The 25918-nt window shown below is 63.3% G+C and carries 23 protein-coding genes and 1 riboswitch; of the genes, 12 read left to right on the top strand and 11 right to left on the bottom strand.

Translation table 11 applies throughout. The annotated features are described in order from the left end of the window. The first annotated feature begins 141 nt into the window (after positions 1-141). From PG887_RS10225 to PG887_RS10215, 3 genes are read left to right on the top strand one after another with little or no spacing between them, the layout of a single operon-like run. A complete protein-coding gene (locus tag PG887_RS10225) occupies positions 142-882 on the top strand; it encodes a glycosyltransferase family 2 protein (protein WP_045523762.1) in 741 nt (246 codons plus the stop codon). Next, positions 882-1241, top strand: a complete 360-nt coding sequence (locus PG887_RS10220; protein WP_045523761.1) for a lipid-A-disaccharide synthase N-terminal domain-containing protein — start codon at positions 882-884, stop codon at positions 1239-1241. Before PG887_RS10225 ends, PG887_RS10220 begins: the two co-directional genes overlap by 1 nt. Beyond that, positions 1231-2919 carry an ArnT family glycosyltransferase gene (locus tag PG887_RS10215; protein ID WP_270821616.1) on the top strand — a complete coding sequence of 563 codons (1689 nt, stop codon included), beginning with the start codon at positions 1231-1233 and terminating at the stop codon, positions 2917-2919. The genes PG887_RS10220 and PG887_RS10215 overlap by 11 nt, the downstream gene beginning before the upstream one ends. 41 nt (positions 2920-2960) lie before the next feature. Here the strand turns inward: PG887_RS10215 and PG887_RS10210 are convergent, their stop codons facing one another. Beyond that, a complete protein-coding gene (locus PG887_RS10210) occupies positions 2961-3959 on the bottom strand; it encodes an NAD-dependent epimerase (protein ID WP_270821615.1) in 999 nt (332 codons plus the stop codon). Beyond that, positions 3956-5305: a UDP-glucose dehydrogenase family protein gene (locus PG887_RS10205; protein ID WP_270821613.1), complete on the bottom strand. Its 1350-nt coding sequence runs from the start codon at positions 5303-5305 to the stop codon at positions 3956-3958. Before PG887_RS10205 ends, PG887_RS10210 begins: the two co-directional genes overlap by 4 nt. Positions 5306-5596: 291 nt before the next feature. Here PG887_RS10205 and PG887_RS10200 point away from each other — a divergent pair, with 291 nt between their 5' ends. Further along, complete coding sequence (locus PG887_RS10200) at positions 5597-6205, top strand: YitT family protein (RefSeq protein WP_010673223.1); 609 nt, start codon at positions 5597-5599, stop codon at positions 6203-6205. A 96-nt stretch (positions 6206-6301) separates the two neighbouring features. Here the strand turns inward: PG887_RS10200 and PG887_RS10195 are convergent, their stop codons facing one another. From PG887_RS10195 to PG887_RS10185, 3 genes are read right to left on the bottom strand one after another with little or no spacing between them, the layout of a single operon-like run. After that, positions 6302-7093: a heme ABC transporter ATP-binding protein gene (locus tag PG887_RS10195; RefSeq protein WP_270821612.1), complete on the bottom strand. Its 792-nt coding sequence runs from the start codon at positions 7091-7093 to the stop codon at positions 6302-6304. A gap of 15 nt (positions 7094-7108) precedes the next feature. Next, entirely contained in the window at positions 7109-8140 is a 1032-nt protein-coding gene (locus PG887_RS10190; RefSeq protein ID WP_039040072.1) for a FecCD family ABC transporter permease, read from the bottom strand. Next, on the bottom strand, positions 8137-8982 hold the full coding sequence (locus tag PG887_RS10185; RefSeq protein ID WP_270821610.1) for a heme/hemin ABC transporter substrate-binding protein: 846 nt from the start codon (positions 8980-8982) through the stop codon (positions 8137-8139). The genes PG887_RS10190 and PG887_RS10185 overlap by 4 nt, the downstream gene beginning before the upstream one ends. A 167-nt stretch (positions 8983-9149) precedes the next feature. Here PG887_RS10185 and hutX point away from each other — a divergent pair, with 167 nt between their 5' ends. Then, a complete protein-coding gene (gene hutX, locus PG887_RS10180) occupies positions 9150-9662 on the top strand; it encodes a heme utilization cystosolic carrier protein HutX (RefSeq protein WP_104454685.1) in 513 nt (170 codons plus the stop codon). Next, positions 9659-10216, top strand: coding sequence for a heme utilization protein HutZ (gene hutZ / locus PG887_RS10175; RefSeq protein WP_010673228.1), 558 nt, complete (start codon positions 9659-9661; stop codon positions 10214-10216). Before hutX ends, hutZ begins: the two co-directional genes overlap by 4 nt. 64 nt (positions 10217-10280) lie before the next feature. Here the strand turns inward: hutZ and PG887_RS10170 are convergent, their stop codons facing one another. Genes PG887_RS10170 through PG887_RS10160 form a run of 3 tightly spaced genes read right to left on the bottom strand, consistent with a single transcriptional unit; the run spans position 10281 to position 12262 of the window. Next, a complete protein-coding gene (locus tag PG887_RS10170) occupies positions 10281-10688 on the bottom strand; it encodes a hypothetical protein (protein WP_010673229.1) in 408 nt (135 codons plus the stop codon). Positions 10689-10745: 57 nt separating this feature from the next. Continuing rightward, on the bottom strand, positions 10746-11279 hold the full coding sequence (locus PG887_RS10165; protein WP_270821608.1) for a cysteine hydrolase family protein: 534 nt from the start codon (positions 11277-11279) through the stop codon (positions 10746-10748). Positions 11280-11293: 14 nt separating this feature from the next. Continuing rightward, complete coding sequence (locus PG887_RS10160; RefSeq protein WP_270821606.1) at positions 11294-12262, bottom strand: ChaN family lipoprotein; 969 nt, start codon at positions 12260-12262, stop codon at positions 11294-11296. A gap of 196 nt (positions 12263-12458) precedes the next feature. Here PG887_RS10160 and PG887_RS10155 point away from each other — a divergent pair, with 196 nt between their 5' ends. The 4 genes from PG887_RS10155 (at position 12459) to PG887_RS10140 (ending at position 22477) form a co-directional block, all read left to right on the top strand. Then, positions 12459-14552: a TonB-dependent hemoglobin/transferrin/lactoferrin family receptor gene (locus PG887_RS10155; RefSeq protein WP_104454682.1), complete on the top strand. Its 2094-nt coding sequence runs from the start codon at positions 12459-12461 to the stop codon at positions 14550-14552. Between the two features lie 260 nt (positions 14553-14812). Continuing rightward, a complete protein-coding gene (locus tag PG887_RS10150; RefSeq protein WP_103244362.1) occupies positions 14813-15955 on the top strand; it encodes a 3-phenylpropionate MFS transporter in 1143 nt (380 codons plus the stop codon). 63 nt (positions 15956-16018) lie between these two features. Continuing rightward, a complete protein-coding gene (locus tag PG887_RS10145; RefSeq protein ID WP_151027755.1) occupies positions 16019-19480 on the top strand; it encodes a hybrid sensor histidine kinase/response regulator in 3462 nt (1153 codons plus the stop codon). Positions 19481-19681: 201 nt separating this feature from the next. Beyond that, a riboswitch (cyclic di-GMP riboswitch) is annotated at positions 19682-19768 on the top strand. Positions 19769-19879: 111 nt separating this feature from the next. After that, the gene (locus tag PG887_RS10140; RefSeq protein ID WP_270821604.1) at positions 19880-22477 is read left to right on the top strand and encodes a glycosyl hydrolase family 18 protein; all 2598 of its coding nucleotides are present in this window, start codon (positions 19880-19882) and stop codon (positions 22475-22477) included. Positions 22478-22617: 140 nt separating this feature from the next. Here the strand turns inward: PG887_RS10140 and PG887_RS10135 are convergent, their stop codons facing one another. Both PG887_RS10135 and crp read right to left on the bottom strand, forming a co-directional pair. Then, positions 22618-23418 carry a putative RNA methyltransferase gene (locus PG887_RS10135; RefSeq protein WP_221436024.1) on the bottom strand — a complete coding sequence of 267 codons (801 nt, stop codon included), beginning with the start codon at positions 23416-23418 and terminating at the stop codon, positions 22618-22620. 127 nt (positions 23419-23545) lie between these two features. Continuing rightward, positions 23546-24184, bottom strand: a complete 639-nt coding sequence (gene crp, locus PG887_RS10130) for a cAMP-activated global transcriptional regulator CRP (RefSeq protein ID WP_010673237.1) — start codon at positions 24182-24184, stop codon at positions 23546-23548. A 373-nt stretch (positions 24185-24557) separates the two neighbouring features. Between crp and PG887_RS10125 the strand changes: the two genes are divergently transcribed. After that, positions 24558-24962, top strand: coding sequence for an OsmC family protein (locus PG887_RS10125; RefSeq protein WP_010673238.1), 405 nt, complete (start codon positions 24558-24560; stop codon positions 24960-24962). A 48-nt stretch (positions 24963-25010) separates the two neighbouring features. Then, positions 25011-25310, top strand: a complete 300-nt coding sequence (locus PG887_RS10120; protein ID WP_010673239.1) for a hypothetical protein — start codon at positions 25011-25013, stop codon at positions 25308-25310. A gap of 69 nt (positions 25311-25379) precedes the next feature. On the opposite strand, the gene PG887_RS10115 is transcribed toward PG887_RS10120, so the two are convergent. Then, a complete protein-coding gene (locus tag PG887_RS10115) occupies positions 25380-25913 on the bottom strand; it encodes a DUF4136 domain-containing protein (RefSeq protein WP_161470753.1) in 534 nt (177 codons plus the stop codon). Positions 25914-25918 lie beyond the last annotated feature (5 nt).

Raw genomic sequence — 25918 nt, 5'->3', positions numbered from 1 at the left:
ATTTGTTAATTGAGGTTCAATATGCTGACACAGTTGTTTTCTAACGCCTTGTATTTGCATGATGTCAGCCAGGCCACGATGCAATGTCGTCGGGTCTGCCGGGTGAGTCGATAGCGCCTCGGATGAGGGCAGGATATGCATATGGTCGAATCGGTCGATATCTCTGTCGTGGTACCCGCCAAGGATGAACGGGACAATCTGGCCCCGCTCGTCGGCGAAATAGATGCCGCCCTTGGGGGCAGGTTCGAGTACGAACTTATCTATGTGGACGATGGCAGCGTGGACGGCAGTCATGTGGTGCTGCGCGATTTGCAGACGCGTTTCACCAGGCTGAAGGTGCTGTGCCATGTCCATGCCGTGGGCCAGAGCATGGCGGTGCTGAGCGGGGTGCGCCACGGGCGTGGCGACTGGCTGGTGGTACTCGACGGCGATGGTCAGAACGATCCCGCCGACATTCCCGCCATGCTGGAGGAGGCGATGCGCCGCTACCAGAGCGATCCATACCAGGTGGGCCTCATCGGCCACAGGGTCAACCGCCGCGACGACTGGGTCAAGCGTCTCTCTTCAACGCTGGCCAACGGCTTTCGCGACCTGCTGCTGCGTGACGGCATTCCGGATACCGGCTGCGGGCTCAAGGTCGTGCGTCGCGACTGGTATCTGAAACTGCCAGCCTTCAATCACATGCACCGCTACATCCCCGCGCTGATCCAGGCTCAAGGGGGGCGCATGGCGCCCTGGCCGGTCAACCACAGGCCACGCCAGGCGGGCATCTCCAAATACGGGGTCTGGAACCGGCTCTGGGTCGGGCTGGTGGACGTGGTCGGGGTCTGGTGGTTGCAGCGCCGCTCCAAGGTGGTTGAAATCCGGGAGATGCTGGAGTGATGGACGCCTGGCTGTCTGCCCCCATCGACTGGCTGGACTGGACCGGGGTGCACGTCACCGGCTGGAAGCTGATCGGCTACACGGGGGCGCTGATGTTCGGCGGACGCTGGCTGGTGCAGTTTCTGGCGTCCAGGCGGGCGGGACGACCCGTCATCCCGCGCCTGTTCTGGTACATGAGCGTGCTTGGCAGCCTGATGACGCTCAGCTACTTCACCTTCTCTCCCAAGCAGGACTCCGTCGGCGTGCTGCAAAACCTCTTCCCCACTTTTACCGCGCTCTACAGCCTCTATCTCGATATCCAGCATCGGGGCTGGCGGCGTGACAAGGGAGTGACCGGGGAGGCTCGTCATGGTGAGTGATCGCACCTTGCTTAATCAGACGTCCCTTGGCTGGTTGCTGCTGATCGCGCTGGTGGTGCTGGGGGCCGGGCTGGGTCTGCGGGACCCCTGGCCGGCGGACGAGCCGCGCTTCGCCCTGATCGCCCGGGAGATGGTGGAGAGCGGCCAGTGGCTCTTCCCCATGCGCGGCGGGGAGCTCTATCCGGACAAGCCGCCGCTCTTTATGTGGGGGATCGCGATCGGTTATGTGTTGACTGGCTCCATCAAGGTGGCCTTTCTGCTGCCTTCCCTGCTGTCTGGCTTGCTGACCATCTTGCTGGTGTGGGATCTGGGGCGCCGCCTGTGGGATCCGGCGACGGGATTTCTGGCGGGCTTGCTGCTGCTCTTTACCGTCCAGTTCACCCTGCAGGCCAAGACGGCGCAGATCGATGCCCTGGCGACGGCCTTCATCACCCTCGGTCTCTATGGTTTTCTGCGCTTCCTGCTCTGCGAGGGAGGGTGGCGCTGGTACTGGCTCGGCTGGTTTGCCGCGGGGCTTGGCGTCATCACCAAGGGGGTGGGAGTACTGGCCCTGCTGGTGCTGCTTCCCGCGCTCTGGACCCACAGGGCACAAATCCGCGCCGCGCCGTTGTCAGCCTGGCTGAAGGCCCTGCTCGGGCCGCTGGCCATGGCCCTGGCGATGAGCCTCTGGCTGGTCCCCATGCTGGAGGCCGTGACCCGAAGCGGGGATCCCCTCCTGCTGGCCTACAGAGACAACATATTGCTGCGCCAGACGGTGACTCGCTATACCAGCGCCTGGCACCACGTCAAACCCTTCTGGTACTACCTCACCTCGGTGATCCCGCCGTTCTGGCTGCCGCTCTCCCTGCTGCTGCCCTGGCTGGTAGTGGCCTGGCGGCGCGCCATTCGGGCGCAGGACAGGCGTATCCTGCTGCTGCTGGGTTATCTGATGCTGGTGGTGCTGTTTTTCTCCTGCTCGCCAGGCAAGCGGGGCGTCTACATCACGCCCGGTACGCCCGCCCTGGCGCTCCTGACCGCACCCTTCATCGGCACCCTGCTGGTCCGGGTCTGGCCGGGGCGACTGCTGGCCGGGCTCGGCTGGCTGCTGGGAGGGGCTGGGCTGGTGGGGGCTCTGGTGCTCGCATTTAGCGACAGAGTGGCCAGCCGTCTGGGGGAACTGGGGCCGGATCCCTGGCTTCCCCTGCTGGTGCTGGGGGGATCCTTGCTGCTGATCAATGCCTGGCTTCGCCGGGCGCCACTGACCGCCATTCTCTGCTCCCTGGCGGTGGGGTGGCTGATCTACTCCTGCTGGATCAGCGTGCGCCTCAACGAGGTGCGCACCCCTCAGGCAGTCATGGCATTGGCGGCGCAGAGGGTGCCCGCGGGGGATGAACTGCTGCTGGCGGGCTTCAAGGAGCAGCATCTGCTGTTTAGCCTGCAACCAGTGAAACATTACCCTTATCTGATGGGAGACGGGGAGCAGGCCCGGGAAGCTGCCGCCTGGATAGAGGCTGCCCCCGGGCGCTGGGTACTGGGGAGCGCCGACCTGATGGTGAGGTGTTTTGACCCCGCGAAGATGGAAAACCTCGGCAACCGTCACCGTACCGACTGGCTGCTGGCAGGCCCGCAGGCTCTTAAATCCGCCTGCCGTGGGCTCTTCCCCTCCATGGTGCCCTTCAGCTATACCCCTTCATCCTGAGCGCAGGGTCTGAGCCAGGGGACCCTGCCACCTCGCCTGGCTCAGACCCGGTAGTAGTCCCGATACCAGCGGACAAAGCCGTCGACCCCTTCCTTGAGCCCGACACGGGGGCGATAGCCCGTGACGTCAAACAACGAGCGGGTGTCGGCCCAGGTGGCGAGCACGTCGCCGGGCTGCATGGGCAGCATGTTGCGGATGGCCCGTTTGCCGAGGGCCGACTCGATGGCATCCACGAAGTCCAGCAGCCTGACCGGGCTGCCGTTGCCGATGTTGAAGAGGCGATAGGGGGCCGGGCTGGCGTCCGGGGCCCCCTGCCAGTGGGCATCGCCCGCGGGGGGGCGGTCTGCGATGCGCACTATCCCCTCGACGATGTCGTCGACATGGGTGAAATCCCGGCTGAGCTGGCCCTGATTATAGAGGTCGATGGGGTCGCCGTTCAGGATGGCGTGCACGAACTTGAACAGGGCCATGTCGGGCCGACCCCAGGGGCCGTAGACGGTGAAAAAGCGCAGCCCGGTGGTGGGCAGGCCGTAGAGATGGGAGTAGGAGTGGGCCATCAGCTCCCCCGCCTTCTTGCTCGCCGCATAGAGGGAGACGGGATGATCCGCCCCATCGGACGGCTTGAACGGCATCTGTTCGTTCAGCCCGTAGACCGAGCTGGAGGAGGCATAGACCAGATGCTGCACCCGGGTCTGGCGACACCCCTCCAGCACGGTAAGGTGGCCTGTGAGGTTGCTGTCGGCGTAGGCGAAGGGGTTGTCTAGGGAGTAGCGCACCCCGGCCTGGGCCCCCAGATGGATCACCCGGTCAAACTGCTCGCGGGCAAAGAGCGAAGCCATGGCCGCGCGGTCCGCGAGATCGGTGCGCTCGAAGCGAAAGCCGGGCAGGGGCGTGAGCAGGGCGAGGCGCGCCTCCTTGAGACTCACCGCGTAGTAGTCGTTGAGGTTGTCTATCCCCACCACCTGATGGCCGTCGCCACAGAGCCTGCACGCCACATGAAATCCGATAAACCCGGCGGCGCCGGTGACGAGGTACTTCATCGCTCCTCCTGATGGGTCAGGCTATCGCCACGGCCGATGGCATAGTAGGTGAAACCGCGCTGGCGCAGACGGGCCGGATCATAGAGGTTGCGGCCGTCGAAGATGATGGCCTGCTTCAGGGTCTGGCGAAGCAGGTCGAAATCCGGTGCGCGGAACTGTTGCCACTCTGTGCAGACGAGCAGGGCATCAGCCCCCTGAAGGGCGGCTTCCTGGGTGTCGCACAGGATCAAATCTGCCCGCTGGCCATAGAGGCGGGCGGCCTCGGTCATGGCCTCGGGGTCGAACGCCTGCACCTTGCCTCCTGCCGCCCAGATCGCCTCCATCAGCACCCTGCTCGGGGCTTCGCGCATGTCGTCGGTATTGGGTTTGAAGGCGAGTCCCCATAACGCGAAGGTGCGCCCCGACAGACTGGCACCAAAATGGTGGTGCAGCCGGGTCATGAGCCTGTGCTTCTGCGCCTCGTTGACCTGCTCCACCGAGCGCAGCAGGGGGGGCTCGCACCCCGCCTCCTTCGCGGTGTGGATCAGCGCCCTGACATCCTTGGGGAAGCAGGATCCGCCATAACCGCAGCCCGGGTAGATGAAGTGGTGGCCGATGCGCGGATCGGCACCAATGCCCTTGCGCACCTCCTCGATGTCGGCGCCCAGGGCTTCGGCCAGGGTGGCCATCTCGTTCATGAAGGAGATGCGGGTCGCCAGCATGGCGTTGGCGGCGTACTTGGTCAGTTCGGCGCTGCGTGCATCCATCCGCAGGATGCGGTCTCGCTTGCGGTTGAAGGGGGCGTAGAGCTCCTCCAGCAGGGAGAAGGCGTGATCGGAGTCGGTGCCGATGATGATGCGATCCGGCCGTAGGCAGTCGGCGACGGCGGCGCCCTCCTTCAGAAATTCGGGGTTGGAAACCACGTCGAGCGGAAGGTCGAGACCACGGTCGGCGAGGCGCTCCGCAATGTGTCGCCGTACCCGGCTGGCGGTGCCGACAGGGACAGTGCTCTTGTTGACCACCACCTTGCCCCCTTGCATCAGGCGGCCTATGGTGTCCGCCACCGTCATCACCTGATGGAGGTCGGCGGACCCGTCCTCGTCCGGCGGCGTTCCGACCGCGATGAAGATAAGCTCGGCAAACTCCACCGCCCGGGCCGGGTCTGTGGTGAAGATCAGGCGACCGGCCTGATGGTTGCGCTGCACCAGAGGGGCGAGGCCGGGCTCGAAGAGGGGAATGCGCCCCTCTTTCAGGCCCGCGACCTTGTCGGTATCCACATCCACGCAGGCCACCTTGTGCCCCATCTCCGCCAGTACGGCGGCCTGAACCAACCCGACATAACCTATTCCGAATACGGTGACTCTCATCCGCTGTTGTTCCGCTGGCAGTGACAAGCGACTCATTCTAGAACGATTCGGGCGCGGGGGCAGCGGCCCGTTTCAGGTTTTCAGCATCAGGCCGGCGGTGAGTGTGGGACATTTTGGTGCAAGGATTGTAACGCCTGGATGACGCGCACCATTTTGGCGCGTGAAGGGTGGGACTTGTGATCCATCTCACTCAAAATGGAGACTGTCGGCATAACGAAGCCCCGGTTAACGGGGCTCGCTCCGCCCGACGGGCGGCCAACACTCTCTTGCTTCGCGACTGGATACCTGGTTATGGACAACACTTCACGCTCTGCGCACCCACTGTATGAGGATGTGCTCGCCTTGCTGACCGCAGCAGGCTTCGTTTCCCTCGGCATCTTCCTGTTCCATCAGGTCGGCCTGCTCACCGGTGGCACCGCCGGCTTGGCGCTGCTGCTGCAACAGGTGACCGGCATCAGCTTCGGCCTGCTGTTCTTCGCCATGAACCTGCCTTTCTATGCCCTGGCCTGGCTCAGAATGGGGCCGCGCTTCACCCTCAATACCTTTGCCGCCGTGGCCACCGTCTCCTTCATGACGGATCACCTCAACGCCGTGCTGCAAATCGGCAAGATCGAACCCGTCTATGCGGCGCTGATCGGCGGCACCCTGATCGGCATGGGGCTGCTCATCATGTTCCGCCACAAGGCGAGCCTGGGGGGCTTCAACATCCTGGCGCTCTTCATTCAGGACAGATGGGGTGTGCGGGCAGGCAAGCTGCAAATGGGGCTGGATTGCGCCATCGTCGTCGCCTCTTTCTTCGTGGTCTCCCCCTGGCTGCTGGTGCTTTCCGTGGTGGCAGCCATCATCTGTAATCTGGTGTTGACACTCAATCACAAGCCGGGGCGCTACCAGATAGCCTGATGTGCCCAGGGGATTACCCTGCTGGTCAGCCCAAGGCTGGATACAGCAAAAAGACAGAGCGCCTGATGGCGCTCTGTTGCTATCTGCCCTTGGGGGTCACACCACCATGGGGACGCCGCTCTCGGGGTGGTGGATCACCTGTGCGGGGTAGTCGTAGAGGCGCGCGATGAGCGCCGGAGTCAGCACCTCGCCTGCGCTGCCGTCAGCCATCAGCCTGCCCTGATCCAGCATCACCAGCCTATCGGCGTAGCGGGCTGCGAGATTGAGGTCGTGCAACACCACCAGCACGGCGGTGTTGCGACCGGCCAGCGCCCGGGCCATGGCGAGCAACTGGTGCTGGTATTTGAGATCCAGCGCCGAGGTGGGCTCGTCCAGCAGCAGCAGCCGCGCTTGCTGCGGTTCCTCCGGGGCCTGCCAGATCTGGGCCAGCACCCGGGCGAACTGCACCCGTTGACGCTCCCCGCCGGAAAGGCCGGGATAGAGGCGGTTCGCCAGATGGTCGACCCCGGCGTGGGTCATGGCGGCGCGGACTATTTCGTCGCGCCGGCTGGCAGGCTCGCTGTGGGGCAGCCGACCCATGGCCACCACCTCTTCGCACAGGAAAGGGAAGCTCAAGGAGGAGCTTTGCGGCAGCACACCGACCCGGTGGGCCAGAGCGTTGTCGGCCCACCCCCTGCGTGTCTGGCCGAACAGGTGGATCTCCCCTTCATGTTCCAGCTCGCCGGTCAGGCACTTGAGCAGTGAGCTTTTGCCCGCCCCGTTGGGGCCGAGCAGGGCGGTCAGGCTGCCGGCATGCAGGTCGAGATCCAGGCTGTCCAGGATAAGCCGGTTGCCACGACTGAGGCGAAGGCCCCGGCAACTGAGCAGGGGGGAGGGGGATCCGGGCAAGGTGACGATCTCCTGTTACAGGGTTCGGCGGCTCTTGACCAAGAGCCAGATGAAGAAGGGGGCACCCAGCAGGGCGGTGATGATGCCGACCGGCAGCTCGGCCGGTGCGAGCAGGGTACGCGCCAGCATGTCGGCCCCCAGCAGCAGGCCAGCCCCCAGCAGGGCAGACAGCGGGAGCAGGCGGACATGGTTGGGACCGGCCAGCAGCCGTACCAGATGGGGAACCACCAGACCGACAAAGCCGATCATGCCGGCCACGGCCACCGCCACGCCGACACCAGCAGCGGTGAGCAGGATGAGGCGACGCTTCAGCGTCTGCACGTTCACCCCCAGGTGCCGTGCCTCTCCCTCTCCCAGCAGCAGGGCGTTGAGGGGATTGGCATCGCGCATGAACAGCAGCAGCAGGGCGGCCAGGGTCAGCAGCGCCAGCGTCACATCGACCGGCTTGCCTGCCGCCAGGGAGCCCATCTGCCACAGGCTCAGGTTGCGCAGCATCTGATCGTCCGCGAGATAGGTGAGCAGTCCGATGACGGCACCGGAGAGCGCCGTGATGGCCACCCCGGCCAGCAGCATCACGGTGACCGAGGTGCCCCCTTCCCGGGTACCCAGCAGATAGACGAGGGTGGTGGTAAGGGCTCCGCCGAGAAAGGCGAGCAGGGGCAGCAACCCCAGGCCGAGCAGACTCTGCAGGTGCGAGCCCAACGGGGCGAGCAGCACGATGGCCAGGGCCGCGCCGAGTGCCGCCCCACCCGACACCCCTATGATGCCGGGGTCTGCCAGGGGGTTGCGAAACAGTCCCTGCATGACGGCGCCGCAGAGGCCGAGAATGCCCCCCACGGCAATGCAGAGCAGGGTTCGTGGCAGACGGATCTCCTGCACGATCAATAATTTGTGAGCCTCAATCCCGCTCTGTGGTCCGGCAAACAGGGCGCGCAGGCTCTCGCCAAGGGAGAGGGACATGGGGCCGGTCGCGAGGGACCCGACCAGCAGCAACGCCAGCGCGCAGCCGGTCAGGGCGAGCAGCCAGGGCAGAGGCAGGCGCATCAGGAGCCCTGCTTGATCCACTGGGCGATCTGGTTCGCCTGTTGCAGGGAACGAAGGCTGAAGCCCCCTTGCAGGGCATGTCCGTCGATGGCGTGGATGGCCTTGTTCTTGCCTGCCGGGGTGGCTGACAGGGCGGGCACCTGGCTCAGGACGGCGTCGGGATCCTGATACTGCTGCCAGTCGCGGCCGCTCACCAGCACCAGATCAGGTTGCAGCTCGATGAGGGATTCGGTGGAGACGGGCTTGTAGTCGTGGAGCCCAGCCACCGGATTGACGCCGCCCGCCAGGGTGACGAGGGCGCTGGCGGTGGTGTTGCCACCGGCGATGCTGGTGGGCTGACCCTTGTGCAGCAGCAGGAAGGCGACCTTGAGGGGCTTGTTCTGCTTCGCCTGCGCCGCCAGGTTGTCGCTCTGGGCGGCAATTTCCTCCTTGAGCTTGCTCCCTGCCGCCTGGTCACCCAGGAGATGGGACAGGGTATCGATGCGCTCGTTGAGGTTGGCCAGCGTAGGGGCTGTGGCCATGACCTCGACCTTGACGTTGGCACGGCGCAACTGATCAAGCGTGCTGTTCGGGCCCATCTCGTCGCTGCCGACCACCAGGGTCGGAGAGAGGCTCAGGATCCCTTCGGCGGCGAGGGCGCGGTGATAGCCGACCTTGGGCACGCCTCTGGGCTCCGGACTGCTGACATCGGTGGCGACCAGGCTCTGCTCGCCTCCCAGTGCCAGGATGAGTTCCGTGGTGGCCGGGCCTATGCTGACGATACGCTCCACCGCCATGACGGATGGGGAAGAGAGGGAAAGGGCACAGCCGAGCAGGCTGAATGCGAGGGCAAAACGACGGCCCATGCGAACCTCCGAAGGGTGAATGAAATAGGGTTGCCGCCGAGAATATCAAGTCGTCCATCAAAATTCACTGAGAATGAAAGCGATTATCAATTGCGTTACTTGGGGCGCTTTATTACAGTATCCGCCGCGACACCGAGCACCATCGCCAGATCATCCAGGGAGAACCGATGAGCATTGCACAACGCATTCACGCGCTGCTGGAGCAAGACCCGAGCGCCCACCCGTCCACCCTCGCCACCGAGCTGGCCGTCAGCGAGTGGGAGGTGGTACGCCATCTGCCTGCCGCCCTGATGACGCCAGTGCCGGCCGGGGAGGCCGAAGCCCTGCTGGCGGACCTGTCCAGCTGGGGGCTGGTGACCACCATCGTCGAATCCGATGGCTCCATCTTCGAGGTGAAGGCTCCCTTCCCCAAGGGCAAGAACGCGCGCGGCTACTACAACCTGATGGGGCGGGACGGCGAACTGCACGGCCACCTCAAGCTCGACAACGTGGCGGGCATCGCCCTGGTCAGCAAGCTCTTCATGGGCAAGGAAGGGCACTCCTTCCAGTTCTTCGGCCACAGTGGCCGCTGCATTTTCAAGATCTACCTGGGCCGAGACGAGCAGCGTCAACTGCTGCCTGAGCAGGTGGAGCGTTTCATGGCCCTGCGCCGTCAGTATCAAGAGGAAGTGAAAGCATGAGTGAACGTCAGGAGCGCCTGCAAAACCGCCTGCAACCGGAGATCCGCGAGTTCCGCGACGGTTGCCGTACCCTGCAGCTCGCCACTGTGGATGGCGAAGGCAACCCCAATGCCAGCTATGCCCCCTTCGTGCTGCAGGAAGATGGATACTATGTGCTCATCTCCGAGATAGCTCGCCACGCCCGCAACCTGCAACAGGTGCCCAAGGTATCGCTGATGCTGATCGAGGACGAAACCGGTGCCCGCGAGCTGTTTGCCCGCAAGCGTCTGACCTTCGATGCGGTCGCCGAGGTGGTGGCCCGCGACGACGCACGCTGGGAGAAGGCCGTTGCGGCGCTGGAAGGGCGCTTCGGCGAGATAGTCAAAGGGCTCTCCAACCTCAAGGACTTCGTGCTGTTTAGGCTCAAGCCCGAGCAGGGGCTGTTCGTCAAGGGATTCGGTCAGGCGTTCCGTGTCTCCGGCGACGAGCTGGTGGACTTCGTTCACCTGGTGGAAGGGCACAAACGCATCGACAACGGCGCCGAGCTGACCAGCCCGGCGGATGAACCCGTTTGAGGGGACAATCAGCGAGATGAGAAACGGGCAGCATGGGCTGCCCGTTTTGTTGTTATGTCCCGGGTTACTCCTGCCAGCCTGCCTGGTTGGGGAAGGCATCGCGATCGGCCTGGCTGGCGCTTTCGTTGCATTCCCCGCGGATCTTCCAGGAGGTCTGGCTGAGGACGATATAGCCGCTTCGGCAATACTTGCGCGTGGCCAGCATCTGGGTGAGCTGCTCGTCCTGCAGGGCTTCCCGGCGTTCCAGCAGGCTCTTGTCGCGGCGGCTCAGCCGGTTGTCATCTCCCTCCTGCAACCGGGTTGGCAGGACGTCGAGAGGGGCGGCCTCGAAGGTGAAGCGCTTGCTCCCGTCGTCGCTGATATGGGTGTGGAACAGGGGGGCCGGGCCATCGGGTGCTGCCCCCGGCAATCCGGAGCAGGCGGTGAGCGCCGGTAACAGCAGCGTGAGGGCAACGGCAGAGAGTAGACGCACACAAGACTCCAATCGGGTGTTCACATCAGGACGGGCAGCTTAACACGCCCGCTCGGGTTAAATGGTGGCCAGCAGCTCATCCGTCGTGAGCAGGGTCACGCTTCTGCCTTGAGGCAGGCTCAGATGCTGCCACATGAAGTGGTGGTGCTGGATGATCTGCTCCGCACTCAGGTGCGGCCTGTCCGCCGTGGTATGGGCGTCGGTCACCGCAAAGGCGTCAAAGCCCCTGGCGGCGGCGCTGCGCAACGTGGTATCGACGCAAAAGTCGGTGGCACAGCCGCAGATAAGCAGTCTGTCTACCGACTGCTCTGCCAGCAGGAAGCCGAGCTCGGTGTCGAGGAAGCTGTCACAGGCGGTCTTGCGCACCCGGCTGTCGTGGGGAGACGGGGCAAGATCGGCGTGCAGTTGCCAGCCCGCACTGCTAGGTTCCAGCTCGGAACCCGGTTCGTCGTGTTGCACATAGATGACCCGTCCGTGTTGGCCCCGCACGCGATCGGCCAGACGATTGATGTTGGCGATGACCTGGGCATCCTGATGGCGGGGGTTATCGAACAACCCCTGTTGCATGTCGATGACGAGTAACACATCCATATGAAATCCTTGGGCTATTTTGAGGGTTGCAACCATTGGCTGCAGTCACGGCTTCGGGATTGATGCAGTGCGCCCATATCTTGCTTCATTTCCTTTGCATTTAGCCAGCGTTCCGGCAGGGGAGCGATGTGGACCCTGATATCTGCGTCTCTCCCGGGGGCTGTCTCGTCACCGGTTTGCGGCACGATGAGCGCCACCTTGAGTGCCGGATTGCGGCTGGCGATGCGACTGGCGATCCCGAGTCCCCCCTCCACGTGGAAGTTGCCTGCGATATGCATGATGCGCCTGCCGGGATGCTTGCCCAGATAATCCACCATGCTTTCGGCCATGGTGTCGTCCCAGCTGGTCTGGGCGGCGAAGCGACGGGCATTGCCGTCCGCATCCCCATGGTGCATGGAGGCCATGAACTTCTGGCGGTAGCCGTCATCCCCCAGAGTCAGCTCGCGGGCAAGCTGGCTGCGGCGATTGGCCGGCAGTTTGTCGAGCCAGGCCGGTCCCTCCTGACCGACGCAGCTCACCAGGGGTTTGGGGGCATTGGCGGCGATCACTGGCAGGTGTTGCGCCTTGGCGAACTCCACCAGAGGGCGGTAATCACTCTGGTAGTTGGGCCAGGCATGGCCATCTCGAATGAGGGCCGATTCGCCGATGCGTCCGGCCAGGTAGGCATCCAGCACCGGCTGATCGGCGCGGCTGAACTGCTCCATGGAGAGTACCAGGGCCCGGCCATCGGCTTGCGATATCTCGTCAAGCCCTGCCAGCAGACGGGCCTGCAACAGATGGATGGCTGGATGAGTGTGAAGCTCCCCCACCAGCACGATATCGGCATCCGCCACCCGCGCCACCGCCTGCTCGAAGGTCAGCGCCTGCCCCTGGGCCGTATCGAGCCGTGCGTGATAGAGGGTCTCGGGTGGGGTGTTCTGCGGCGTGGTGGTGCAGGCGGCCAGCAGCAGGGGCAGGGCGAGCAGGGGGAGTCGTCGGATCATGGTTACTCACTCAAGAAACAGGGGATGGGAAAAGGCTGCACCATGGGATGGCGGCATGGCGAGCGAAAAAGTGGCGCCAGTGTAAGGGGGAATGACGATAAAGTGAAATGAGAATGATTCACTTTATTATTGATCTTTGTCTCTGGCGGGGTAATATGCCTCCCGCTTGATAATAATTCTCAATAAGGACTTTGCAGTGGCGCACAACAACACCCCCCCCCTGATAGCCCTCGCCGTGGCGGCCGGGCTGATCTCCCCCACTTTCGCCGCAGACAAGAAAGCCGATGAAGTCATGGTCGTCAGCGGCTCCCGGATGGAACAGAAGCTGGAAGATGTTTCCGGTCCCATCGCCGTCATTACCTCGGAGCAGATTGAAGAGCAGGTCGTCAGCAACGTCGCCGATCTGTTCCGCTATGAGCCCGGGGTGAGCGTGCAGGGAGGCGCAGGAGATGCCCAGACCTTCACCATTCGCGGCATGAGCGAAAACCGGGTCAAGGTGGTGCAGGACGGTGTGCGCCAGAACGATGCCTACAAGAACGGCGGCGTGGGTCAGACCTACTTCGACACCGACATGATTAAGCAGGTGGAAGTGGCCAAAGGGCCGGCCTCCGCCGCTTACGGTTCCGATGCCCTGGGAGGCGTCATTGCCATCACTACCAAGGATGCTGGCGACTTCCTCAAGGGCAGCGACAGCTATCTGGATGCGACCACGGGTTATGCCTCCAGCAGCCACCAGAGAATGGCCGGCATCACGGGTGCGCTGCGCACCGGGGATGTCGAGAACCTGCTGCGCTACACCTGGCGCGATGGCGGTGTCACCCAGAATTATGACGGCGACAAGAACGAGTTCGACATCGTCAGCCAGGCCGTGCTGTTCAAGAGCAAGTGGAATCTCTCCGATGATCAGTTCCTGAAACTGACGGTGGATTACTTCACCGAGGGGCAGGATCCGGATGCCATCGATCTGACCAAGGCGGGCTCCGTCTTCAACCAGCCCATTACCGACAAGGAGACCGACAACCTCTCCCTGGTACTGGATCATGGCCTCGCCCTGAACGCCCCCTGGGCGGATCGCGTGGACAGCAAGATCTACTACAGCCGCGCCAAGCAGACCCTGGATCAGTACGCTTCGTCCAAGTATCCGGTCATGCCGGGCAACCCCTATGTGACCAAGAACTCCCTAGATCACAACGGTTTCGAGCAGGAGAGCCTGGGCGCCCAGGTGAAGTTCAACAAGGCGCTCGCCAGCCAGCGTCTGGCCTGGGGCCTGGAATACGAGCACACCGACAACGAGCGCACCCGCTTCAAGGGGCCGACCGTTCCGGGTGACTTCGTCGGCTACAACGAGCTGAGCTTCCCCTCCACCACCAGCGAGCGCAGTGCGCTCTGGGCCTTTGACGAGATCAAGTTCGGCGAGCGTTGGGTGCTGACCCCGGGCGTGCGTTACGACTACTACAAGATGACCCCGGACGAGGATCCCGCCTACACGGGCGAGAACATGAAGAAGATCTCCGAAGGGGAGTTCTCTCCCAAGCTGGGGCTGGTGTTCAAGGCGCACGAGGCGGCGAACCTGTTCGCCCAGTACAGCCACGGCTTCAAGGCGCCCATGTATGACAACGCCTTCTCCACCCTGAACCACCAGGCGTATGGCTATCGCATCGAGCCCAACCCGAACCTCAAGCCAGAGAGCAGCGACGGCATCGATCTGGGGGTGCGCGGCAGCCGTGGCGGGTTCAGCTATGAAGTGGCCACCTTCTACAACAAGTTCGATGACTTCATCGAACTGACGGCCGTGGGCACCGAAGGCCGTACCGCCCTCTATCAGTACCAGAACCTGGACAAGGCGACCACCAAGGGGGCCGAGGCCAAGGCGGACTACTGGTTGAACGAGCTGGTCAACGTCTGGGGCAACCTGGCCTACATCGAGGGCAAGGATGGCGAGGGCAACTACATCAACAGCCTGAGCCCCCTGAACGGCAGCGTCGGAGTGCGTCTGGAGCAGCCGAACTGGAACATCAACACCGCCCTGCGCTTCGCCGACGACATGGACAAGGTGGGCAAGGATGCGCGAGGCAACGACAACATCAAGAGCGCAGGCTGGGGCGTGGTGGATCTCTATGCCCAGTTCAAGCCGGTGCAGGACCTGCAGCTCAACGTGGGGGTGTTCAACCTGTTTGACAAGGAGTACGTGAGCTACGAGAGCATCACCGGCCTTGCCGCCACCGCAGATACCAGCAAGCAGACCGAGCCTGGCCGCAACCTCAGTGCACGGGTCAAGTACGTGTTCTGATGGTCGTGGACCAGCATGAAGGAAAAGGGGCCCTCGGGCCCCTTTTGTCATTAAGGTCGGCGTCTGCAAAAAAGAAACCCGCCAGGGGCGGGTGGAAGGATTGCAACACTCATCAGGAAGCGGTGTTACCCAATAGACAGGGGGATGTGACAAAGGTTCAACTTTATTGATATTTATGGTTTTTATCTGTCATGCTGCCTGGGGATCCCCGTCCCGAAATCGGTTATCATTTGTGCCCCTTGTCCCGCTGCCGAGCCCCTATGCCCGCGTTCTCCTGGTTAGCCCTGTTTTTTGGCGCCTTCTACTTCGTTTATGGCGCCTACCTGCCGTTCTGGTCGCTCTGGCTGGAAGGCATTGGGGTGAGGACTGAACAGATAGGGCTGTTGCTGGGGGTGGGCATGGCCATCCGTTTTGCCGGCAACCTGATGGTGATGGGGCGAGTCAAGGGTGCCGGCCAGTTGCTGCCCGTCACCCGCCTGCTCTGTCTGCTGAGTCTGCTGGCCTTCCTCGGTTTCTATCTGGGCCACAGCCTCTGGTGGCTGGTGGTGCTGACCCTAGCGGCCAACTTCATCTACCCGACCCTGATGCCCATGGGAGAGGCACTTGCCACCCGCATGGTGGTTCAGACCCACCTCGACTACGGCAAGGTGCGGCTGTGCGGCTCCTTTGCCTTTATCGTCGCCTCCACCCTGGTGGGGGCCCTGGTGGGCAACTTTGGCAGCGACTGGGTGCTGCACACCATGGTGGCCGGGCTGCTGATCATGCTGGGGCTCAGCCTGCTGCCGCTGCGACCCGCCCCCCGGGAGCTGCAAGGGGAGCGGGCCAAGGCCTCGCTGCTCGTCACGCTCAGGTCGGCCCCGGTGCGCCGCTTCCTGCTCATCACCGCCCTGCTGCAGGGGAGCCACGCGGCCTACTACGGTTTCAGCGCCATCTACTGGAAGAGCGCCGGCTACAGCGGCACCCTGATCGGGTATCTCTGGGCTCTGGGAGTGGTGGCGGAGATCGCCATGTTCGCCGCGGACAAGCGCTTCCTCCAGCGCTTCGGTGCCCAGACCCTGTTTCTGGTGGGGGCCCTTGGCTGCGTGGTGCGCTGGGTGCTGCTCGGCAGTTCTACCGACCTGGCGGTGCTGGTGCTCGGCCAGCTGCTGCACGGGGTCACCTTCTGCGTCAGTCACCTCGGCGCCATCCGCTTCATGACCCGCCAGTTGCCTGCGGAGCAGCAGATCCCCACCCAGGCGCTCTATGCGGCCCTGGGCCTTGGCATGACGGTGGCGGCCCTGATGGCGATCTGCGGCGTGCTGTTCGAGCCGCTGGGGGGCGGCATCTTCTTTATCATGGTGCTGGTAGTGCTGCCGGTCTTCGTGTTGCGGCTGCGTGAAGAGAGCCCTGAACAGGGCCGATGACACAGGTCTGCCGGTCTCTGGCGCGGCAGACCTCCGACTTATCTGAACAAGGGAAGTAGAGAGATGCACCAAGGATGGCTGCTGATCGGGTTGTCGCTCGCCTATCTGGGCTTGCTGTTCCTCATCGCCTATGTGGCGGACAAGAACAAGCGCCGTCGCCCCAAGGGGCAGCCTCTGCTCTACAGCCTGTCGCTGGCGGTCTATTGCACCTCCTGGACCTTCTTCGGCACAGTGGGCCAGGCCAGCGAATCCCCCTGGTCGCCGGTGCCCATCTACCTGGGCCCCATGCTGGTGTTCCTGTTTGGCTGGCGCCTGCTGGCCCGCCTCATCCTGGTGGCCAAGCGCGAGCACATCACCTCCATCGCCGATTTCATCGCCGCCCGTTATGGCAAGTCCCAGCGCTTGGCCATGGTGATCAGCCTCATCGCCGTCATGGGGATACTTCCCTATCTGGTGCTGCAGCTCAAGGCGATCGTCACCGGGCTCGATCTGCTGATGGCCAACAGCACGGGGGTTAGCCCCACCAGCAACATGGCGGAGCTGGCGCTGGGGGTCACCCTGCTGCTGGCCCTGTTCAGCATTCTGTTTGGCACCCGCAACCTGGATGCCACCGAGCACCACAGGGGCATGGTGGTGGCCATCGCCTTCGAGTCCGTGGTCAAGCTGCTCGCCTTCATGGCGGTGGGGGGCTTTGCGCTCTGGCTCATCATCGCCAGACCGAGCGAGGCGCGTACCCTGGTGGCGGGCGACTTCCTGGATGCGGTGGTGGCGGTGACGCCGGGCGGCTTGCTGGAGCTCGCCATCTACACCCTGATCGCCATGTGTGCCGTCATCTGCCTGCCGCGCCAGTTTCACGTGACCGTGGTGGAGAACAACCAGGGGCAGGATCTGCACTGGGCCCGCTGGATCTTCCCCCTCTATCTCTTCCTGATGGGGCTCTTCATCTGGCCGCTGGCGCTGGCAGGCAAGCAGTGGGTCGGGGCAGACATGGCCTCGGACACCTATGTGATAAGCCTCCCCATGTCCCTCGGATTCGACGGCATGGCGATGCTGGCATTTCTCGGCGGTACCTCGGCGGCCACCGGCATGGTGATCGTCTGCACCATCGCCCTGGCCATCATGGTGAGCAACGATCTGGTGTTGCCGGTCCTGCTGCGCCGGGTCTGGCAACAGGGGCGGGACGAGCGCCTGATGCGGTTGCTGCTGCAGGTGCGTCGGGGGGCCATCTTGCTGATTTTGCTGGCGGCCTGGGCGCTCTATCTCTGGCTCGGGGATCTCACCAGTCTGTCGCGCATCGGTTATCTTTCGTTCGGGGCCGTGGCCCAGTTCGCACCGGCCCTGCTGCTCGGCCTGTACTGGCGTCATGGCAATCGCAAGGGAGTCTATCTCGGGCTCGCCCTCGGGGTCAGCCTCTGGTTCGTGACCCTGCTGGCGGAGAGCGGACTGCTGGCTGGCTCCCCTCTCGAAGCCCTGCTGGCGCCCCCAGACTGGCCGGCGGTGCGGGATCTGAGTCTGGGGGCCTGGTGCCTTTTCCTGAGTCTTCTGCTCAATCTGGTCGGCTATGTGGCGGGCTCCCTGCTGTCACGGGCGGCGGTGAGCGAGCGGCTGCAGGCCGCCAACTTCGTCGGCAAGACGAGCCGGGACACCTCGGCGCTTTATCATGCACGGGTCTCGGTGAAGGAGCTGGAGATGCTGGCGGCCCGCTTCGTCGGTTCCAGCCGCGTCAAGCGGGCCTTCGGTCGCTTCGCCGGCGAGCGGGGAGGCACCCTGGCGCCCCAGATGCAGGCCTCCGCCGAGCTCATCGCTCACACGGAGCGACTGCTGGCGGGGGTGTTCGGTACCTCGTCCGCCCGCCTGGTGCTGGCCTCCGCCCTGCAGGGACGCAACATGCAGCTCGAGGAGATCGCCACCATAGTGGACGAGGCCTCCGACATGTTCCGCTTCAACCGCGGCCTGTTGCAGGGGGCAATCGAACACATGGGGCAGGGGATCTCCGTGGTGGACAGGGAGCTCAGGCTGGTGGCCTGGAACCGACGCTACATCGAGCTGTTCTCCTATCCCCCCGGTCTCATTCAGGTGGGCCGTTCCATCGAGGAGATCATCCGCTACAACGCCGGACAGGGGCTGTGCGGCCAGGGAGACATCGAGGCCCAGGTGGCGCGGCGGGTTGCCTTCATGAAGCGTGGTAGCCCCCATGTCTCGGCGCGGGAGCGTCCCGATGGCCGGGTCATCGAGATGCAGGGCAACCCCATGCCTGCGGGGGGCTTTGTCATGACCTTCACCGATATCACCCCGTTCAGGGCGGCGGAGCGGGTGCTGCGGGAAGCGAACGAGCACCTGGAGGCGCGGGTGGCCGAGCGCACCCACGAGCTCTCCGAACTCAACCGCCAACTGCTGCTGGTAAACCAGCAGGTGGAGCGGGCCAACCAGTCCAAGAGCCGGTTCCTTGCGGCGGTGAGCCACGACCTGACCCAGCCGCTGAACGCGGCCAAGCTCTTCACCTCCTCCTTGCTGGAGATGCTGCCCCCGGAGGACGAACCGGCCCGCATCGCTCGCCACATCGACGACGCCCTTGGGGCGACCGAGGATCTCATCACGGATCTGCTGGACATCTCGCGCCTCGAGGCGGGCAAGTTCAAGGCGAAGAAGCTCGATTTCGCCCTGAGCGATGTGCTGGACAATCTCAAGGCGGAATTCGGCGTGCTGGCCCAGGCCGGTGGGATCCAGTTCTCCGTGGTGGAGAGCCGCCTTGCGGTCTACAGCGATGTGCGCTTGCTGCGGCGGGTGTTGCAGAACTTCCTCACCAACGCATTTCGCTACAACCCCGGCGGTCGGGTGCTGCTCGGTTGTCGCCGCATGGGGGATAAGGTGCGCATCGAGGTGTGGGACAACGGCCCCGGCATCCCGGAGGGCAAGCAGGAGGCGATCTTCGACGAGTTTTCCCGCCTCGATCACTCCCGCACCGCCAGGGAGCAGGGACTTGGCCTCGGGCTCGCCATCGCCCGCGGCATTTCGCTGGTGCTGGGCCATCAGCTCTCCCTGCGCAGCTGGCCCGGAGCGGGGTCCGTCTTTGCCATCACCCTGAACCTCGCGACCCGGCCCGTCATCCCCAGCCAGGTGACGACCCCGGCCCTGCGAGACAGTCAGCTGGAAGGGGTCAGGATCCTCTGCATCGACAACGAGGAGGATATCCTCATCGCCATGGCCTCGCTGCTGGGACGCTGGGGCTGCGAGGTGCGCTGTGCCCAGAGCCTGGAGCAGGCGGAAGAGATCATCGGCGGCGGCTTCCTGCCTGCGCTGGTGCTGTCGGACTATCACCTGGATGACGGCAAGACCGGGTTGCAGGCGCTACACATGATCAGGCTGGCCCATGGCAACGGTATCGGCGGCATCATCATCAGTGCGGATCGCAAGAGCGAGTTGCAGGCACAGATCCGTGAGCACGGCTTTGGCTACGTGAGCAAACCGGTCAAACCTCTCAAGCTGCGCGCCCTGATGAACAGCCTGCTGATGCCGGTTCAGTGACTGGTCTCACAGAATCGAGCATTGGCTGAACATTTTCTGGATGCCATCCAGGTGTCATGATCGGCGATGATGGTGCATCTTTCGTCTCCATTTGCCGAGTTTGGTGATAATTGAGTCTTGTTGGGTGTCACTTTTGGCAGGTGGCACCCGGGCGACTCTCCTCTATAGTCATTCGGCGATTATTTTTGTCGCAAATCAAGTTGTGCAAAAAGGCAAACCGGATGAAAGTCCGGGACGCAAAGCTTCCGGTCTAAGGGTCTGCGTACCTAGGATAGCGGGGCCACCACAGGTTGTATCGTCCATGGGCCAAGCCATGGTTGCGATGTTGTCTGCGTTACCTGGCAGGTTGCGTTGCCTTTTTCGTTGTTAATTCCAATAACGAAATAAGGAAGTTCAAATATGTTAAGTCCAAAACTTTCCCTGCTGGCGCTTCTGGTCGGGGGGCTTTGCACTACCTCCGCCTTCGCCGCTGCCCCGGGCAAACCCACCATTGGCTCCGGCCCCACCAAGTTTGCCATCGTTGAAGTCAATCAGGCCGCTTCGGCCTACAACCAGTTGGTGACCGTCCACAAGGATGGCGCTCCCGTCAGCGTGACCTGGAACCTCTGGTCCGGTGACGTCGGACAGACCGCCAAGGTACTGCTCGACGGCAAGGAGGTGTGGTCAGGCCCGGCCTCCGCCGCGGGTACCGCCAACTTCAAGGTCACCAAGGGGGGGCGTTACCAGATGCAGGTGGCCCTGTGCAACGCCGATGGCTGCACCCTCTCCGACAAGAAGGAGCTGATGGTCGCCGATACCGACGGCAGCCACCTGGAGCCGCTCAATGCGCCCCTCAAGGAGAACAACAAGCCCTACGCCAACAAGTCCGGCAAGGTGGTGGGGGCCTACTACGTGGAGTGGGGTGTCTATGGTCGCAAGTTCACCGTGGACAAGATCCCGGCCCAGAACCTGACCCATATCCTCTACGGCTTCACCCCCATCTGCGGTGGCAACGGCATCAACGACAGCCTCAAAGAGATCTCCGGCAGCTTCGAGGCGTTGCAGCGCTCCTGTGCGGGCCGCGAAGACTTCAAGGTCTCCATCCATGATCCCTGGGCGGCGATCCAGATGTCTCAGGGCAACCTCAGCGCCTGGGATGAGCCCTACAAGGGCAACTTCGGCAACCTGATGGCCCTCAAACAGGCCCACCCGGACCTCAAGATCCTGCCGTCTGTCGGCGGATGGACCCTCTCCGATCCCTTCTATTTCCTGGGTGACAAGACCAAGCGCGATACCTTCGTCGCCTCGGTCAAAGAGTTCCTGCAGACCTGGAAATTCTTCGACGGCGTGGACATCGACTGGGAGTTCCCGGGCGGACAGGGGGCCAACCCCAGCCTGGGCGGCCCGAATGACGGCGCTACCTATGTGGTGCTGATGAAGGAGTTGCGAGCCATGCTCGATGAACTGGAAGCCGAGACCGGCCGCCAGTATGAGCTGACCTCGGCCATCAGCGCCGGCGGTGACAAGATTGCCAAGGTGGATTATCAGGCGGCCCAGCAGTACATGGACCACATCTTCCTGATGAGCTACGACTTCAGCGGCGCCTTCGACCTGACGAATCTGGCCCACCAGACCAACCTCTTTGCCTCCAGCTGGGATCCGGCCACCAAGTACACCACCGACAAGGGCGTCAAGGCGCTGCTGGGTCAGGGGGTGACACCGGGCAAGATTGTGGTAGGGGCGGCCATGTATGGCCGTGGCTGGACCGGAGTGAAGAACTACCAGGCCGGCAACCCCTTCACCGGCACCGCTACCGGACCGGTGAGCGGTACCTGGGAAAATGGCGTGGTGGATTACCGCGACATCGTCAACAACCGCATGGGCGCAGGCTGGGAGCAGGGCTATGACGAGTCGGCCGAGGCCCCCTATGTCTTCAAGGCCAGCAGTGGTGACCTCATCACCTTCGACAACGACCGCTCGGTCAAGGCCAAGGGGCAGTACGTGCTGGCGAACCAGCTCGGCGGTCTGTTCGCCTGGGAAATTGATGCGGACAACGGCGACATCCTCAACGCCATGCACGAGGGGCTGGGCCACGGCGAGGGTACGCTGCCGCCGGTCAACAAGCCGCCGGTTGCCAATGCCGGCAGCGATCTGAGTGCCACCGGCCCGGCCGAGGTGACCCTCAACGGCAGCGCCTCCCACGATCCGGAAAACGGGGCGCTGACCTACAGCTGGAAACAGGTCTCCGGACCCCAGGCCAGCCTGCTGGATGCCACCCAGGCCAAGGCCCGTGTGGTACTGGATGCCGTCAGCAGCGACATCAATCTGGTGTTCGAGCTGACCGTGACCGACGATCAGGGGCTCTCGGCCAAGGATCAGGTGGTGGTCACCAACAAGGCACCGCAGCCGAACCTGCCCCCCGTGGTCAGCGTACCGGCCAGTGCGACCGTCGAGGCCGGCAAGCAGGTGAGCATCAAGGCCACCGCTTCCGACCCCAATGGTGATGCCCTGAGCTATCAGTGGACAGTGCCGGCCGGGCTCAGCGCCACCGGTCTGGACAGCGCGACCCTGGTGGTCACGGGCTCGAACGTGGCCAGTGACACGGCCTACGATCTGACCCTGGTGGTCACCGATGGGGCGCTGGATGCCACAGCCGTTACCCGCCTGACCGTCAAGCCGGCCAGTACAGGTGGTGGCTGCGAGGCCAGCGATCCGGATGCGGCCAACCACCCGGCCTGGAGTGCAGGTACCGTCTACAACACCAATGACAAGGTGAGCCACAAGCAACTGGTGTGGCAGGCCAAGTATTGGACCCAGGGCAACGAGCCGAGCCGCACCGCCGATCAGTGGAAACTGGTGAGCCAGGTGCAACTGGGTTGGGATGCCGGAGTGGTCTACAACGGTGGTGATGTCACCAGCCACAACGGCCGCAAGTGGAAGGCCCAGTACTGGACCAAGGGCGATGAGCCCGGCAAGGCCGCCGTCTGGGTCGATCAGGGCGCGGCGAGCTGCAACTGATCTGCCGTGATGAAAAATGGGGCCGAGGGCCCCATTTTTGTCTTGTTGCGTGGTCGGGTGTCTCTTCCCTGTCAGGGGAAAGGCGCACTCGCTTTGTCAAAAAGGCCCGTCAGGGCCTTTTTTCATGGTTTGTCACCGGTTTACAGCGGTTTTTGCCACAGGCTGAGCAGCAGATCCTGCTCGAGGGCGTCGGGCCCCTGGTGGGTGAAGGCGTGACGCTGCTCGCCGCTGGCACGCCAGCCGAGGCGACTGGTCTCCAGAATGTGCTCGCGCAGGCCCTGATCCAGCGCCGTACTGAACTGGGCGCGTTGCTGGGCAACATTGACAAGCCCGGTGAGGGCGGGCCAACTCAGGGGATGTTCCATGCTCACCGGATTGAGGCTGACGCGCAATTGCCACTGATGGCGAGGGCCTGGCTGCACGTGGAGCAGATAGCCGCCCGGCGCCAGCCAGCTGACCAGGAGTTCCGTCTTGACCTTGAGGTCGTTGACCAGCAGCACCTGGGCCGTGCCAGGCAGCAGCGGGGCGCGCGCCGGGTCGGCGATGACGAACTGGCCTTCCGGTTGCGCCTTGTTGGCGGCGAAGATGGCATTCTTGGCCAGATCGAAACCGCCGACCTGCCAGCCGGGCAGCCGCTCAGCCAGGGCACGGCAGTAGTACCCCTCGCCACAGCCGAGGTGGACAAGCTCGCGCTCGCTAAGAGGAGCGAGCAGGTTCGCCATGGCGTCCACCAGAGGCAGCTGGTGGCCTTGTTCCAGGAAGCGGCGCTTGGCGCGCAGCAGGGCCCGGCTGTCGCTGTCCTTGGGGTTCTTCTTGCCGGGGATGAGGTCCAGATAGCCTTCCGGTGCGGGATCGAAGTGGTGCTTGTTGTCGCAATAGACCCCGCGGGAGGCGGCATGAAGGTGCAGGGGGCTGCGGCAAAGGGGGCATTGAAGGTGCATAGGAGTTCTCTTGGCGAAGGCCATGACGGCGGGGCGTTCGGGATTATAGGGGAGAGGATCGGAAAAGGCTGCCATGGGCAGCCTTTTTATCCAACGGCGCTGTGCGGGCGCCGTCGGCGGAACCCGGTCAGCGGGTACCAAACACCACTATGGTCTTGCCGTGGGCGGAGATGAGCTCCTGCTCTTCCAGCATCTTGAGGATGCGGCCGACGGTTTCACGGGAGCAGCCGACGATCTGGCCGATCTCCTGGCGGGTGATCTTGATCTGCATGCCATCCGGGTGGGTCATGGCATCCGGCTGTTTGGCCAGGTTGAGCAGGGTCTGGGCAATGCGGCCGGTCACGTCCAGGAAGGCGAGGTTGCCGACCTTCTGGCTGGTGTGCTGCAGGCGTTTGGCCATTTGACCGGATAGACGCATCAGGATGTCCGGGTTGACCTGGATCAGCTGGCGGAACTTCTTGTAGGAGATCTCGGCGACTTCGCAGGCGCCTTTGGCACGTACCCAGGCGGAACGCTCCGGATTCTCGTTCTCTTCGAACATCCCCATCTCGCCCAGGAAATCTCCCTGATTCAGGTAGGAGAGGATCATCTCCTTGCCTTCGTCATCCTTGATCAGGACGGCGACGGTGCCCTTGACGATGTAGTAGAGGGTTTCCGCTTTTTCACCGGCGTGGATCAGGGTGCTCTTGGCGGGATACTTATGAATGTGGCAATGCGACAAGAACCACTCAAGGGTGGGATCGCTTTGCGGTTTGCCAATGATCATGAGACTTCCTCTGTAGTGTCATTTTTATGGACTGTGCGTCCAGGCAAGTTGCCAAGCTTGCCATTCCTTACTCTTTGGTCGCAGTAGAATAAGAGCCTTTGCCTGTGCTGACAAGGCTTTGGGGTTTTGCCGTCCACCGGTGAGCCGCCATCTGCTGCGTCGTCCGGGGCATTCTAGGCAAGAAGAGGAGGTCGGATGTTGATTTCGATCTATTTCCCTTTGGGTCGTCGTCCGTTTCGCAGGAGAGGCTTGTCGCCGCAAAACGGGGCTTTATCGTCGGGAACGGGCAAGATCCTGGCGCATGTGCCACTCGACCCCGGCTTGAGGTATGCTATGGGCGTTAGAACCGTCGTCATTGAGAGGAAAGTGAGAGATGAAAGCCAAGGTCAGCTGGGTGGAAGGCATGAAGTTTGTGGGGGAGAGCGAGTCCGGTCATCAGGTGACCCTGGATGGCGCCAACCCGGGTGAAGGTGCCAGCCCGATGGAGATGATCCTGCTGGCTGTCGGCGGTTGCAGCTCCATCGATGTGGTCTCCATCCTGGAGAAGGCCCGTCAGTCCGTGACCGCCTGCCATGTCGAACTGGAAGGGACCCGTGCCGATACCGTTCCCCGGGTATTTGAGCAGATCCACCTCAAGTTCGTGGTGACCGGCAAGGGTCTGGCGGAGAAGCAGGTCGCCCGTGCGGTGGATCTGTCCATGGAAAAATATTGTTCAGTTTCCCTGATGTTGGAAAAAGCGGTAGAAATTACCCATAGTTATCAAATCCTTGAGGGTTGACCGCTATAGTTTGTCCCGTCGATAACGCCATGACATAAGGAAAGTGCGATGAAAAAAATGATGATGTTGCTTCCCCTGTTCGGTCTGGCCGCCTGCAGCATGCCGCAGCCGACCCAGTATCAATACAGCCAGTATCAGTGCGGGGAAGAGTTGCTGGCCATCACCTATGATGCCCAGGCCGACATGGTGCAGTTCCCTTATGCCGGTGTCTATCACAAGCTGGGGCGCATCGAGTCGCCCAAAGAGACTGCCAGCTATTCCGACGGGGTGACTACCTTCTCCCGTCAGGACAAGCAGGCTACCCTGGTCAAGAGCGGTGTGACCCAGCTGACCTGCGAGTTGAAGTGACCCTGATGCCGTCACGGCGTGCATGGAAAACGGCCTGTGTGAAGCAGGCCGTTTTTGTTGAACGAGACATCAGTCTGACGGTATCGAGCCCAGCAGCTGGGCGGCCAGTTGCTGGCTAAGCTGGCCACGGGCTTCCTCTGCGACAGGCACATCGCTGGCGAGCTGGATGGCGCTGCTCCACACCGCTTTCTGGCTATGCCCGTCGAGCAGTACGACGGCCAGGGTTCCTTTGCGGGCATTGGCGGCGGCGTTCAGGCCCGGTGTCATGCCGAGGCGGGAGAAGATCTCGCCATCGCTCATGTCCTGGCTGCCAGCTACCCCGATGGCGACCCAGACGTCGGCCTCATCCAGGGGAACGCTGCGCCAGCCTTTGCCGTCCAGTTGCCGGATGACGGCCTGCTGTACCGGCTCGAGCCAGGGCGCGGCGCTGTTGCCCGCATACTGGAATTGTTCGGCCAGCGCATAGCGTGGTGTCGCCCCGTAGGTCCAATGCTCCGCCGGGCGAACCACCATGGTGCCAGTTTCGACCGTGGGTGCGGCGGGGCCGGAGCTGCAACCCCCCAGCAGGGTTGCCAGCGTGAATGAGAGAAGTGCAGCGCGCATCGTTA

Origin of the sequence: Aeromonas sp. QDB14, assembly GCF_027707845.1 — a bacterium.
Taxonomy (GTDB): domain Bacteria; phylum Pseudomonadota; class Gammaproteobacteria; order Enterobacterales; family Aeromonadaceae; genus Aeromonas; species Aeromonas caviae.
The sequence above is the reverse complement of the archived record's forward strand: the minus strand, read 5'-3'. Positions and strand labels throughout refer to the sequence as shown.